This is a genomic window from Pseudomonas abietaniphila (assembly GCF_039697315.1).
Taxonomy (GTDB): domain Bacteria; phylum Pseudomonadota; class Gammaproteobacteria; order Pseudomonadales; family Pseudomonadaceae; genus Aquipseudomonas; species Aquipseudomonas abietaniphila_B.
The window spans coordinates 2,184,466-2,197,377 of sequence record NZ_CP155619.1 but is presented as its reverse complement, the minus strand read 5'-3'; the positions used below and the strand labels follow the sequence as shown (position 1 = coordinate 2,197,377).

The following is a 12,912-nucleotide window of genomic DNA, read 5'->3' as shown; positions in this document are numbered from 1 at the left end:
ATTTTGAGTGCAACACACAGTCCCAAGACCGTTTTGCCCTTTCAAATGGCGCAATGCCTGCATGGTCACTCGTCATTCGAATCATCCCTTTGGCTGATTTGAGTGGCGAGTGATGGCTCTAGAGTGCATATTTTCAGCACCGCACATGCATCTTGAAAAGGGATTCCTATGCTGCAGACACGCGTGATTCCGCCAGCTGATGGCGCGTACCAGTACCCTCTGTTGATCAAACGCTTGCTGATGTCCGGCAGCCGCTATGAAAAAACGCGGGAAATCGTCTACCGGGACCAATCACGCTATTCGTATCTGACCCTCAACGAACGCATCTGCCGACTCGCGAATGTGTTGACGGAGGCCGGGGTCAAAGCGGGCGACACGGTGGCCGTCATGGATTGGGACAGCCACCGGTATCTGGAATGCATGTTCGCGATTCCCATGATTGGCGCGGTGATCCACACCATCAACGTGCGCCTGTCTGCGGACCAGATCCTGTTCACCATGAACCACGCCGAAGACAAGCTCGTGCTGGTCAACAGCGAGTTCCTGCCGCTCTATAAGTGCTTCGAGAGCAAGCTCACCACCGTTGAAAAGACCCTGCTGATCACCGATACCGCCGACAAGACCGCCGACCTGCCAAACCTGGTGGGCGAGTACGAAACCCTGTTGGCCGCGGCAAGCCCGCAGTATCACTTCGAGGACTTTGACGAGAACTCGGTGGCGACGACGTTCTACACCACCGGCACCACCGGCAATCCAAAAGGGGTGTACTTCACCCATCGCCAATTGGTCCTGCACACCATGGCAGTCGCCACGATCATGGGCAGCGTCGAAGGGTTGTTGGGCACCGACAAGGTGTACATGCCCATCACGCCGATGTTCCACGTTCATGCCTGGGGTGTCCCCTATGCGGCAACCATGCTGGGCGTGAAGCAGGTCTATCCTGGCCGCTACGACCCTGAACTGTTGGTCGAGTTGTGGCGCAAAGAGAAAGTGAATTTCTCCCATTGCGTGCCCACCATCATGCAAATGGTGCTCAACGCCAAGGCGGCCAAAGACGTCGATTTCACCGGCTGGAACATCATCATTGGTGGCAGTTCGCTCACCCGCTCGTTGTACGAAGCGGCCAAGGCCAAGGGCATTCAATTGACCGCAGCCTATGGCATGTCCGAAACCGGTCCGCTGGTGTCGGTTGCGCACCTGAACGACGAGTTGATGGCGGGCAGCGAAGACGAACGCACCACGTACCGGATCAAAGCCGGTGCACCGGGCGTATTGGTTGAAGCGGCGATCGTCGACGGCGAGGGTAACTTCCTCCCCTCCGATGGCGAGACCCAAGGCGAGTTGGTGCTGCGCGCGCCATGGCTCACCGAAGGGTATTACCGCGAGCCCGAGAAGGGCGCCGAGCTGTGGGCGGGCGGCTGGTTGCACACCGGCGACGTGGCCACGCTGGACAGTATGGGCGGCATCGACATCCGCGATCGCATCAAAGACGTGATCAAAACCGGCGGCGAGTGGGTGTCATCGCTGGAACTGGAAGACCTCTGCAGCCGCCATCCTGGCGTGCGCGAAGTGGCGGTGGTCGGGATCGCTGATCCGCAGTGGGGCGAGCGGCCTTTTGCGCTGCTGGTTGCGCACGAGGGGCACGTCATCGATGCCAAAGCATTGAAGGAGCACCTCAAGCCATTTGTGGAGCAGGGGCACATCAACAAGTGGGCGATCCCGAGCCAGATCGCCCTTGTTACCGAAATTCCCAAGACCAGCGTCGGCAAGCTCGACAAGAAGCGAATCCGTCTGGACATCATCGAATGGCAGAGCACTAACAGCGCATTTCTCTCCTCCCTCTGATCCACCCACTGACAATTTTATTCGCACGCATTGCCCTGATTTCGGTCATGGCAATGTGCTGCGACCGCTCTCGCCCGGCTTCTCCCTTGCCAAATCCTTAAATTCAGCCATCCTCCCTTTGCCGCGCCAGTCAGTGCGTCGAAATCGGCGTGCCAGACGCTTTGACGCTGCAAATCACACTTTAGAGGGATCAAGCAGTAGCACCTGCTGGCTATAGTCGGCAGTAGGTTGGAACCGGAGAAAAACGCCACATCGTTTAGCAGCTTCACATGGGCTGCCCGATACGCGTTGACACCCAGGCACTGCGGACCCGTCCGCCTGAGTCGTTTCTGGAAGCACCCACTGCCATAAAAATAAAAGCACATGGAGTAGCGTCGATGACATCAGCAAACCAGTTCTGGCGCCGGGCAAAACTGCCTCTGGCCGTCAGCCTCGCTTCTACGCTCGCCGGTCCTGCATTCGGCGTCAGTTTCAACATCGGTGAAATCGAAGGTAATTTCGACTCGTCGCTCTCCATCGGCGCCAGTTGGTCGACCGAGAACGCCAACAAGAACCTGATCGGTTCCAACAACGGCGGACATGGGCTTTCGCAAACCTCCGACGACGGCCACTTGAACTTCAAAAGCGGGGAAACCTTTTCGAAGATCTTCAAGGGCATTCACGATCTGGAACTGAAGTACGGCGACACCGGCGTGTTCATGCGGGGCAAGTACTGGTATGACTTCGAACTCAAGGATGAAGGTCGCGAGTTCAAGGACATCAGCGATTCGGGCCGTAAAGAGGGTGCCAAGTCTTCCGGCTTCCAGCTGCTCGACGCATTCGTCTATCACAACTATTCCATTGCCGATGAACCGGGTTCGGTGCGTCTGGGCAAGCAAGTCGTCAACTGGGGTGAAAGCACGTTCATTGGCGGTGGTATCAACAGTATCAACCCGATCGACGTCTCGGCATTCCGTCGTCCTGGCTCGGAAATCAAGGAAGGCCTGATTCCGGTCAACATGTTCTACCTGTCGCAGAACCTCACCGAAAACCTGTCGGCTGAAGGCTTCTACCAGCTGGAATGGGACCAGACCGTCGTCGACAACTGCGGCACGTTCTTCTCCCAGCCTGACGTGATCGCCGACGGTTGCTCGAACAACCTCGCGGTATTGCGCACCCGCAACAGCCTGAACGCAGCCTTGCCTGCCGCGCTTCGCGGTCCGGTGCAGGCAACGCTGGCGGCACGCGGTGTGAACTTCGGCAATCCTGACGAAGGCGCAATCGTCGCCCGAGGTCCTGACCGCGATGCGCGCGACAGCGGCCAGTACGGTCTGGCGATGCACTACAACTTCGAGCCGCTGGACACAGAGTTCGGTGCCTATTACATGAACTACCACAGCCGGCTGCCGATTTTCAGCGGCAAAGGTGGCCCAGCCAGCGCCTACAGTGCTGCCGGCCTGGTCGGTGGTCTGGTAGGCAGGGGCGTACCTCTGGGAGTGGCGACCAGCCTTGCGCCGACCTTGCTGCCTGTGGTGGTCGCCGCTAACTCCAGTTACTACGTCGAATACCCTGAAGACATTCACCTGTTCGGTCTGAGCTTCTCCACTACGCTGCCTACCGGTACCGCGTGGAGCGGTGAATTGAGCTATCGCCCGAATGCCCCGGTTCAGTTGAATACCACAGACATTCTTTACTCCGGGCTGACGCCGCTGAACCCGAGCGTTGCGCTTCTGCAAGGCTCTCCGGGCGCCGATCAGAAAGGTTATCGCCGCAAAGAAATCAGTCAGGCGCAAACCACCTTCACCCACTTCTTTGATCAGGTGATGGGTGCCGAACGCCTGACCGTGGTCGGCGAGGTGGGCTGGACTCACGTCGGCGGTCTGGAAAGTACGTCGAAACTGCGTTACGGCCGTGACCCGAGCTATGGCCCTGGCCCGCTGCCAAATGGTCAGTGCACCACGCTCAACGCCAGCACGCTGGCAGGCGCGCCGCTCAATAACCTCAGCCGCTACTGCGAAAACGACGGCTTCACCACCACCGATTCGTGGGGCTACCGCGCTCGCGCCATCTGGGACTACAACAGCGTGTTCGCTGGCGTGAACCTCAAGCCAAGCGTGGCCTGGTCCCATGACGTCGACGGTTATTCGCCAGGTCCTGGCGGCAACTTCGAAGAAGGTCGCAAGGCGGTCAGCCTGGGCTTGGAAGCGGAATATCAGAACACCTATACCGCCAACCTTTCCTACACCAACTTCTTCGACGGCAAGTACACCACAGTGGATGACCGCGACTTCGTGGCCCTCAGCTTCGGTATGAACTTCTAAGGACGACTTATGAACATGAAAATAACAAAGGGTCTGTTGCACGTCGGAGTACTGGGCCTTTCATTGCTGGCGACCGGCGTAATGGCCGCCGTCTCTGCCGATGAAGCCGCCAAGCTGGGCACGACCCTGACGCCAATGGGCGCGGAAAAGGCGGGTAACGCTGCCAACACCATCCCTGCCTGGAGCCCGTTGCCCACCAATGCGGGCGCCGTGGACGACAAGGGCTTTCTTGCCAACCCGTACGCCAACGAGAAGCCGCTGTTCATCATCACCGCGCAGAACGTCGAGCAGTACAAAAACAACCTGGCGCCGGGCCAATACGCGATGTTCAAGCGTTACCCGGACAGCTTCAAAATGCCGGTCTACCCGTCGCACCGTGGCGCGACCGTGCCTGCTGACGTGTTCGCCGCCATCAAGAAGAACGCCGTCAACACCAAGCTGGTCGGTGGCGGTAACGGTCTGGAAAACTTCGAAACCGCCGTGCCGTTCCCGATTCCGAAAGACGGCCTGGAAGTGATCTGGAACCACATCACCCGCTATCGCGGCGGCAGTGTGAAGCGTCTGGTGGTGCAGGTAACGCCGCAAACCAACGGTTCGTTCAGCCCGGTGTATTTCGAGGACCAATTCGTCTTCCGCGACAAGATGAAGGATTTCGATCCTAAGAACCCAGGCAATATCCTGTTTTATTTCAAGCAGGAAGTGACCGCGCCAGCACGTCTGGCAGGCTCGGTGCTGCTGGTGCATGAAACCCTCGATCAGGTGAAAGAGCCTCGCGCGGCGTGGGTTTACAACGCAGGTCAACGTCGCGTGCGTCGTGCGCCACAAGTGTCCTATGACGGGCCGGGTACTGCAGCAGATGGTCTGCGCACCTCCGACAACCTGGACATGTACAACGGCGCGCCGGATCGCTACGACTGGAAACTGATCGGCAAGCAGGAGATGTACATCGCGTCTGACAGCTACAAGCTGGACGATCCGAAGCTCAAGTACGCCGACATTGTCCGTCCCGGCCACATCAACCAGGATCTGGCGCGTTATGAACTGCGCCGTGTCTGGCACGTGACCGCCACACTGAAAGAAGGTCAACGCCACATCTACGCCAAACGTGACTTCTTCATCGACGAAGACTCCTGGCAGGCTGCGGTGATCGACCACTACGACGGTCGTGGTCAACTGTGGCGCGTCGCCGAGGCCCATGCCGAGAACTACTACGACAAGCAAGTGCCGTGGTATGCCTTGGAAACCCTGTACGACCTGCAATCGGGCCGTTACCTGGCGCTGGGCATGAAGAACGAAGAGAAGCGTGCTTACGACTTCGGCTTCACGGCCTCCACCAGCGAGTTCCAGCCTAACGCCCTGCGTCAGGAAGGCGTGCGCTGATCGTGTAATCGAATTGGCGGAGAGCCGTGCACCGTTGATCACAGCTACTGCGCACCGTTGTCCTCCGCCGCTTTACCCTATGGTTGAACCCCATAGCGCAAAAAGAAAACGCCCCGATTCGTCGGGGTGTTTTTTAATGGGGCCTTCGACGATTTCCCTGTGGGAGCGAATTCATTCGCGAAAAAACCTGCACGGACTTAGATGCATCGACCTCAGGCTCCATCGCGAATGAATTCGCTCCCACAGGCTGGACGAGCCTCTGCAACACCTCCTCAAAACATATAAAGCAACATTCGCCCTGTTGATTGGATATGTTTTCTTACAGTCTTTCGTCTAACAATCTTCAAAAGCGCTGACTTAGCCGCTAGTCTCCCGACATCTGAACGCCGAATAACAAGCACTTCTAACAAGAGCCGGCCATGACTGATCTGTCGCGTTTGCAAGGATTCGCAAATCACGCAGTCACTGCGTTGGAAGGACGTTTCTTCCGCCCACCCCTTCCCGAAGGCTATGTCGCCCGACCGCGACTGTGCGAGCGGTTGAGTGCGGGATTGTCTGGCCGCCTGTTGCTCATCAGTGCGCCCGCCGGCTTCGGCAAGAGCTCGCTGGCCGTGGAGTTTTGTCAGAGCCTGCCGGATCAATGGCAAAACCTTTGGCTGGGCCTGAGTCAGCGCGACAGTGATCCGGGGCGTTTTCTGGAGCGTCTTCTGTCCGGCCTTCAACAATTCTTCCCGCAACTCGGCAGTCAGGCACTTGGCCTGCTGAAGATGCGTCAGCGGCATCAGCCCTTTGCTTTTGAAGAGTGGCTCGATAGCCTGCTGGACGAACTGGGCATGCACCTGATGTTGAGCAAGCCGCTGTTGCTGGTGCTCGACGACTATCACCTGGTGCAAGGCCCGGTGCTCGACCGCTGTCTGCAATTTCTGCTCAACCATTTGCCCGCGGGCATGATCATCATGGTCACCAGCCGTCAGCGGCCGGACTGGCACCTGGCACGCCTGCGCCTGTCGCGGCAGTTGCTGGAACTGTCCGAGCAAGACCTTCGCCTGACGGACGACGAATCCCTGGCCGTACTGGACCATCACAGCAGCTCCCTCACCGAGGAAGCGCTGCACACCTTGCTTCAACGCAGCGAAGGCTGGGTGGCCGGTTTGCGTTTCTGGCTGCTGGCCGCCACCGAGGCAGGCAGCAACACGCTGACCCAGGAACTCAACGGCGGCGAAGGGTTGATTCGTGACTACCTGCTTGAGGAGGTCATCGATTGCCTGCCTGCCGATGTTCAAGCCTTCCTTTACGAAACGGCCTGCCTGGAGCGCTTCTGCAGTGCGCTGTGCAATGCTGCGCGGGACAGCCACGACAGCGCTGAGATGCTGAGTTTCCTGCAAGCGCATCAGGTCTTCCTCGTGCCGCTGGACGAGAGTGGGCGCTGGTTCCGCTATCACCATTTATTCTCCGATCTGCTGCGTGCCCGCGCGGGCACCAGCGTTGCGCCGCAACAACGGCGATTGCACCTGAACGCTTGCCGTTGGTTCAGTGAGCAGGGTCTGCTCGACGAGGCGATCGAGCAGGCGTTGCGCGCCGGCCATCTGGATGTGGCGGCCAACCTCGTACAAAACCTGTCTGAAGAACAATTGCTCGCCGAGCAAAACGTCGGCATGTTGCTGCGCTGGAAAATGGACCTGCCTGACAGCCTGCTGGTCAGCACGCCGCGGCTGATCGTGCTATATGCCTGGGCGCTGGGGCTGGCTTGCCAGCTGGACGCCGCCGAAGAACTGGGCAATCACCTCAGCCGTTTCCTGCCCGCGCCGTCCGCCACGGCGCAGAAATCCATGCTCGCCCAATGGCTGGCGCTCAGCGGCATCATCGCCCGAGGCCGAGGCGACAGCGAAACGGCACACCGTTATTGCAGCGAAGCGCTGGCAAGCCTGCCGCAAAAACGTTACGGGCAACGCCTGTTGTGCTTGTCGACACTGGCGAATCTGGCGATTGCCGAAGGCGATCTATGGCGTGCCCGCGCGTTGAATCGGGAGGCGCTGGAGCTGGCGCAACGGGTGGCCAATCCGTTGTTCGAAGCGTTGGCGCATTACGATCGCGCGCGCACCTTGCACGCCAGAGGCGAGGCGTTACGTTCGCTCGATGAAGTGCGCCAAGGGCTGCGCCGTTTAAACGGGCTGTCTTCGCAGCGTCTGTACGCAGTGCGCGCACGATTGACGCTGTACGAGGGTTATTTGCTCGTGCAGTTGTTGCAGCCCGACGCCGGGCGTGCGCGACTGAACGCCGGTCTGACCGAGGCCCGTGCCTGCCGCGACATCAGCGTGCTGATCGGCCACTGCGTGATTGCAGGGCTTGAAGGCCGGGAAGGGCGCTTCGCCGAAGCCTTCGCCGAGCTTGCCGAGGCCGAGCGACTGATGCACATCTGGGACGTGCCGCCGGTGTATTACCTGGCGATGATCACCCTTGCCAAGTGCGAGCTCTGGCTGGCACAGGGCCGTATCGATCTGGCGGATGCCTGGTTACTGCGTCTCGGGCAAACCTATGGCGGCGATCACCCCGCAGCGGCGCCGGAGTGCCTTCCGCAAATGCCGCAACACATCGAATTGCTGCGTGCGATGCTCGACACCATTCAAGGGCGCACCGAGCAATCCGTTCAGCGCCTGACGCAACTGGAAGAGCGTGCACAGCACATGGGCGCCGGACTGCTGGGGTTGAACGCGATGAATCAGCACATCCTGCTGGCGCTGGACATGGCCGACCGACCCAAGGCTCAGCGCCTGCTTGAGCGCGCCTTCCAGGCTGCGACCGGCGGCGCGGTTTTGCCGTTCCTGAGCCTGATCCGCCAATACCCGGACTGGCTGCGTGAACAACTGCTCAAACGCCCTGTGTGCCGACTCGTCGAGTACCTGCTCAGTCAACTGCCGCCCAGCATCGGTAAAGACATGCCGTGCGCGCGCGACGTCAGCGAGCCGTCTGCCTGCCACGGCAACGATTCCCTCAGCGCCCGCGAACTCGGCGTGCTGCAGCTCATCGCCCAAGGTTGCTCGAATCAGGAAATCAGCGAGCGGCTTTTCATCTCCCTGCACACCGTTAAAACCCACGCGAGCCATATCAACAGCAAATTGGGGGTCGAGCGCCGCACTCAGGCGGTCGCCAAGGCTCAGGAATTGGGGCTGTTCAGGTCCAATTAATCGCAACGAGGTCACGGGATTGCGGCAGGAACAGTTCGCGGGGATGTGCAATATCTCACTGCGCACGTTGCGTCAGATCGAACAGGACGAAGGCAATCCGACCCTCCAGACGCTCAATGCGGTGTTCAAGCCTTTTGGCATGCGGGTGGGCATTGTGCCGTTGCGTCGTGGGTGAGTCAGGTCGCCCACCGTGAGCCCGTGCCAACCCTGGGCATGGGAAGTGATCAGCTTGCCGAGCTGACCGCCCATAAGTCATCCACGTCCCGCACGCCCCACTCCTCTGCCAGTTCGTATTTGACGATGGCATCGGGTTCAATCGGGTCGGCGAGATTGACGACTTCCGGCTGGAACGCGATCTTGGTTCGGGTCGACAGAAACACTTTGACCTTGGGGTGCAGCAACGATTTTTCGCCTTGCTCGATGACCACGCCCAGACGTTCACTTTTCAGGCGCACCAATGCGCCGATCGGATAGATACCGACCGTTTTGACGAAGTGCTGGAAGATCTTCTCGTCGAAGTGGCCTTTCCACGAGGCCATTTCGCGGATGGACCGGGCCGCGTCCCAGCCTTTTTTGTACGGGCGGTCGGACGTGACGGCGTCGTAGACGTCGCAGATGGCGCCCATCTTGGCGAACACGCTGATTTCTTCGCCCTTGAGGCCGTAGGGATAACCGCTGCCGTCCACTTTTTCGTGATGATGCAGGCACACATCCATCACCGCCTGGGTGACTTGCTGACTGCCTTGAAGAATCTTGAGCCCGGCCTGCGGGTGATACTTCATGGCCTCGTATTCTTCGAAGGTCAGGCGATCGGGTTTATTGAGGATCGCAGGAGGGATCATCATCTTGCCGACGTCGTGCATCAGCCCGGCGACCCCGGCTTCGCGAACCCGTTCTTCGTCCAGTTGCATTTGTCGCGCAAGCGCCACCATCAGCGCGCAGACCGCCACCGAGTGCATGTACGTGTATTCGTCCGAGGTTTTCAGGCGCGAGAGACTGATCAATGCGTGAGGGTGACGCATCACGGACGTCGAGATTTCCTGGACGAGCAGATCGACGTCTTCGGTGTTCATCGAACGTCCCATACGCGCGTCGCTGAACATGGTCATGACTGCCGTTTTCGCACGACCGCAAATCAGCTTGGCGCGCGCCAGCTCTTTCTCCATCGTGGCCGGGGACGTGTCGGTGTCCGGGCACGAGGCCGCGTTATGGCGTTGTGGTGAATGTGCCCCGTCAGGACTTCTGCCTAGCCGGGTATCTATCCACACCTCGCGGGTCGATTCCTGAATGCGCCGCAGAACGGCCTCATCGCACAACTCGCGTTCGACATGGGTGGTCCAGAAGGGGTCGTTGATTCGGGGGCGGCAGAACTCATGGATGTACATCCCGAGTGTCAGATCGGAAACGGCGATTTTTCTTAGCATGGAGCGTGCTCTTTACGCATGAGGTCTGGCTGCCGTGCGAGGGTCATCGAGTCGACGTCTTATCATCCCGAAGGCCAGCCATTCCAATGGTTGCGCAGTGCCAGTATATGAGCGGGGTATTGAAAAATATATGAACGGAATGTGTAGAAGAAATCAGGCGTTTTTGCCTTTATTCAAGCCACGCAAACACTTAGCTAGCACTGTTCAAAAAAACACGAAAGATTAATTACAAAACAAAATGATCGGGGGCTTCTCATCAACGCCGGGTGTCGTTCGTAAGCGAGGGCTGCGGCGCTCGACGACTGCCCGCTGTCGCCGCATTGTTCGAAAAGTAGCTGGGTGCCTGCCCGATCAAGCGGCGAAACATCGTTGAAAACGCTGCAGGGCTGTCGTACCCCAGATCGAGGGCGATTCGCGTAATGGACTCCCCCGAGGAGAGTCGCGACAAGGCCAGTACCACGCAGGCACGCTGGCGCCATTGGCCGAAACTCATCTGTGTCTGTTCGCGGAAAAATCGGCTGAACGAACGCTCGCTGACATACAAATCTCGCGCCCAGTCCAATGGTGATTCATGAATATCCGGGCGCTGCAGAAACGCTTGGCAGCGGGCCAGCAAGCGCGAATCCCGGGGCAGGGGAATGCGCAACGGCAACGCTTGCGCCTGGCCGATCTCAAGCAACGCCAGCGTCACCAACACACCGTCGCGACCTTGTTCCTCGTATGCCAACGGCATCTCGACGGCGTCGATCAACAGCTGCCGCAATAGGGGCGACACACCGATCACCTCGCACGAAGCGCGTGAAACAGGCACGACTGACGGTTCTATATAGAGACTACGCGTGCTGACACCGAGCATCAGCACTTCATGCTCGACCTGCGGGGGAATCCACACGGCCTGTTGCGGCGGCACCACCCAGTCGCCTTGCCCGATGGTGACTTTCATCACGCCGGTCGAGCCGTACAGCAGTTGCGCCCGCCGATGCTGATGACGGCGTAACAGGAAACCATCCGGGTAATCGGTGCCGATCGCGATCACCGGCCGAGGCGTGCTGTCCAGGGTATCGATGGAAGAATTGCGCATGACGGATCACATCAAACGTTTGGCCGAAACACAAACATCATTGGCTTGAACGCTCAAGTTCGTCGAGCGAAAACTGCCTACCGTCGTCGCCTCTGTGTTGTGAGGATGTTGCGATGACGTATGTGCTGTTGGTGCTGTTCGGTGGTTTGTCGGGCATGACCACCGTGCTGTTCGGGTTTGGCGGCGGGTTCGTGGTCGTGCCCGTGCTGTATGGCGTGTTGAAGAGCGGAGCGGAGGGTGGACTGGCGGAGCAGGCCGCGATGCACGTAGCCGTGGCCACCTCAACCTGCGTAATGATCGTCAACGCTGCTTTGAGTACGCGCCGATCCGCGCGCGCCGGGACGCTGCTCACCGTCTGGCTCTGGCCGTTGTCCGGGTTCATCGGAGTCGGTTCGCTGCTCGGCGCGTTGGCTGCTGGCGATGTCAGCGGGACGGTGCTGCGTGTCGCCTTCGTCGTTTATCTGGCCATCACGATTGCCGATTGCCTGTTTCGGCGTGGATTCATCGTGCCCATGACTGACGGTAAGCCCAGGTCGCCCCATCGGTGGGGCACGGGATCCGGCGGCATCGTCATAGGCGCCATCGCCACCTTTCTGGGCGTGGGCGGCAGCGTCATGACCGTTCCGCTGCTGCGTCGTCGCGGGTTGAGCATGACGCAGGCGACTGCCATGGCCAATCCGCTGAGCCTGCCCGTTGCGCTGGTCGGCACGGCGGTCTACATGCTCGCCGGTGATCCGGGCGCCACAGGATTAGGGGCTGGCTACGTCGGCTATGTCGATCTCATCGCGTTTGCCGTGCTGACCGTAGGGGCGTGGTTCGGCATGTGGCTTGCGGCGCGGTGGGTAGGACGCATCCCGGATCAACGGCATGCACGGGTGTATATCGGACTGCTGGTCCTGGTGCTGTTGAGCATGCTTGTGCGGTGACGGCGGTCTGCGCATTTATCACACAATTGGCTCTTTTCCTGTGTGTGCCCGGACCTTAGTTTCCGCGCTTTCGCCCGCGATTGTCGGGTGCAGGAGGATGGAGATGAATTTCGTTTGGCGGAAAAAGACAGTCGCATCCGATGCGCCAGTGGTTCATATGGCGTCAAGCGGGCCGACGCCTGACGAAATAGCGTCTTCGCTTCGCAAGCTGCGAGCGTTGCGAGAGGACGATCAGCGTCACCGCGATTTTTACCGGGGGCTGTCAGAGAACCTGCTGACGTGTGGTAATTCGCTTTCCCACGTGAGCGAGTCTTTTTCTGCCCTTAATCGTCAGCTGAAGGTTAACCACCAGCGCGCCGACAACGTCGCCCGTTCAGCCATCGATAATCGTGAGCAGATCACCCATTTGCAGGAGCAATCGCGGGTCATGGAGGCGGGCGTCGATGCGTTGCAGCAGGTGATCAATCATCTGGTAGGCCGCGCGGGAGAGATCGACCGCATTGTCGACTTGATCAGCGATATCGCCCGTCAGACCAACCTGCTGGCGCTCAACGCGGCGATCGAAGCCGCGAGGGCGGGCGAGTCGGGTCGCGGCTTTGCCGTGGTCGCCGGAGAGGTCCGTCACCTGGCGGAAAAAACTGCGCAGGCCACCCAGGAAATCGTCAAGGAAACTTCGGCGATCCAGCAAGACATCAACATTGCCAAACAGGCCATCTCCGAACAAAGTCGGGCGTCCGGCGCTTTCTCGGCGGTGATCGACAAAACTGCTCG

8 protein-coding genes and 1 pseudogene are annotated in these 12,912 nt (G+C 59.4%); 7 read left to right on the top strand and 2 right to left on the bottom strand.

The features are described from left to right. The first annotated feature begins 168 nt into the window (after positions 1-168). The 5 genes from ABDX87_RS09720 (at position 169) to ABDX87_RS09700 (ending at position 8,885) form a co-directional block, all read left to right on the top strand. Positions 169-1,845, top strand: a complete 1,677-nt coding sequence (locus tag ABDX87_RS09720; protein WP_346832671.1) for a fatty acid--CoA ligase — start codon at positions 169-171, stop codon at positions 1,843-1,845. 377 nt (positions 1,846-2,222) lie between these two features. Next, entirely contained in the window at positions 2,223-4,145 is a 1,923-nt protein-coding gene (locus tag ABDX87_RS09715; RefSeq protein ID WP_346832670.1) for a DUF1302 domain-containing protein, read from the top strand. Positions 4,146-4,160: 15 nt separating this feature from the next. Then, complete coding sequence (locus ABDX87_RS09710) at positions 4,161-5,525, top strand: DUF1329 domain-containing protein (RefSeq protein WP_346832669.1); 1,365 nt, start codon at positions 4,161-4,163, stop codon at positions 5,523-5,525. Positions 5,526-5,944: 419 nt separating this feature from the next. Next, entirely contained in the window at positions 5,945-8,710 is a 2,766-nt protein-coding gene (locus tag ABDX87_RS09705) for a LuxR C-terminal-related transcriptional regulator (RefSeq protein ID WP_346832668.1), read from the top strand. Between the two features lie 43 nt (positions 8,711-8,753). Then, positions 8,754-8,885, top strand: a complete 132-nt coding sequence (locus ABDX87_RS09700) for a helix-turn-helix domain-containing protein (protein ID WP_431061224.1) — start codon at positions 8,754-8,756, stop codon at positions 8,883-8,885. A 49-nt stretch (positions 8,886-8,934) separates the two neighbouring features. On the opposite strand, the gene ABDX87_RS09695 is transcribed toward ABDX87_RS09700, so the two are convergent. Further along, positions 8,935-10,134 carry an HD-GYP domain-containing protein gene (locus tag ABDX87_RS09695; protein WP_346832667.1) on the bottom strand — a complete coding sequence of 400 codons (1,200 nt, stop codon included), beginning with the start codon at positions 10,132-10,134 and terminating at the stop codon, positions 8,935-8,937. Between the two features lie 256 nt (positions 10,135-10,390). Then, the gene (locus tag ABDX87_RS09690) at positions 10,391-11,215 is read right to left on the bottom strand and encodes an AraC family transcriptional regulator (protein ID WP_346832666.1); all 825 of its coding nucleotides are present in this window, start codon (positions 11,213-11,215) and stop codon (positions 10,391-10,393) included. A 113-nt stretch (positions 11,216-11,328) separates the two neighbouring features. Here ABDX87_RS09690 and ABDX87_RS09685 point away from each other — a divergent pair, with 113 nt between their 5' ends. Continuing rightward, complete coding sequence (locus ABDX87_RS09685) at positions 11,329-12,141, top strand: sulfite exporter TauE/SafE family protein (protein WP_346832665.1); 813 nt, start codon at positions 11,329-11,331, stop codon at positions 12,139-12,141. Between the two features lie 97 nt (positions 12,142-12,238). Further along, positions 12,239-12,907, top strand: a pseudogene (locus ABDX87_RS29165) (methyl-accepting chemotaxis protein); the annotation flags it as partial. Between the last annotated feature and the right edge of the window lie 5 nt (positions 12,908-12,912).

Bases quoted from the DNA above. Each gene is read 5' to 3' on its own strand.
- ABDX87_RS09690 (WP_346832666.1), bottom strand. From the start codon at position 11,215: ATGCGCAATTCTTCCATCGATACCCTGGACAGCACGCCTCGGCCGGTG.
- ABDX87_RS09710 (WP_346832669.1), top strand. From the start codon at position 4,161: ATGAAAATAACAAAGGGTCTGTTGCACGTCGGAGTACTGGGCCTTTCA.
- ABDX87_RS09720 (WP_346832671.1), top strand. From the start codon at position 169: ATGCTGCAGACACGCGTGATTCCGCCAGCTGATGGCGCGTACCAGTAC.
- ABDX87_RS09685 (WP_346832665.1), top strand. From the start codon at position 11,329: ATGACGTATGTGCTGTTGGTGCTGTTCGGTGGTTTGTCGGGCATGACC.
- ABDX87_RS09695 (WP_346832667.1), bottom strand. From the start codon at position 10,134: ATGCTAAGAAAAATCGCCGTTTCCGATCTGACACTCGGGATGTACATC.
- ABDX87_RS09715 (WP_346832670.1), top strand. From the start codon at position 2,223: ATGACATCAGCAAACCAGTTCTGGCGCCGGGCAAAACTGCCTCTGGCC.
- ABDX87_RS09700 (WP_431061224.1), top strand. From the start codon at position 8,754: ATGTGCAATATCTCACTGCGCACGTTGCGTCAGATCGAACAGGACGAA.
- ABDX87_RS09705 (WP_346832668.1), top strand. From the start codon at position 5,945: ATGACTGATCTGTCGCGTTTGCAAGGATTCGCAAATCACGCAGTCACT.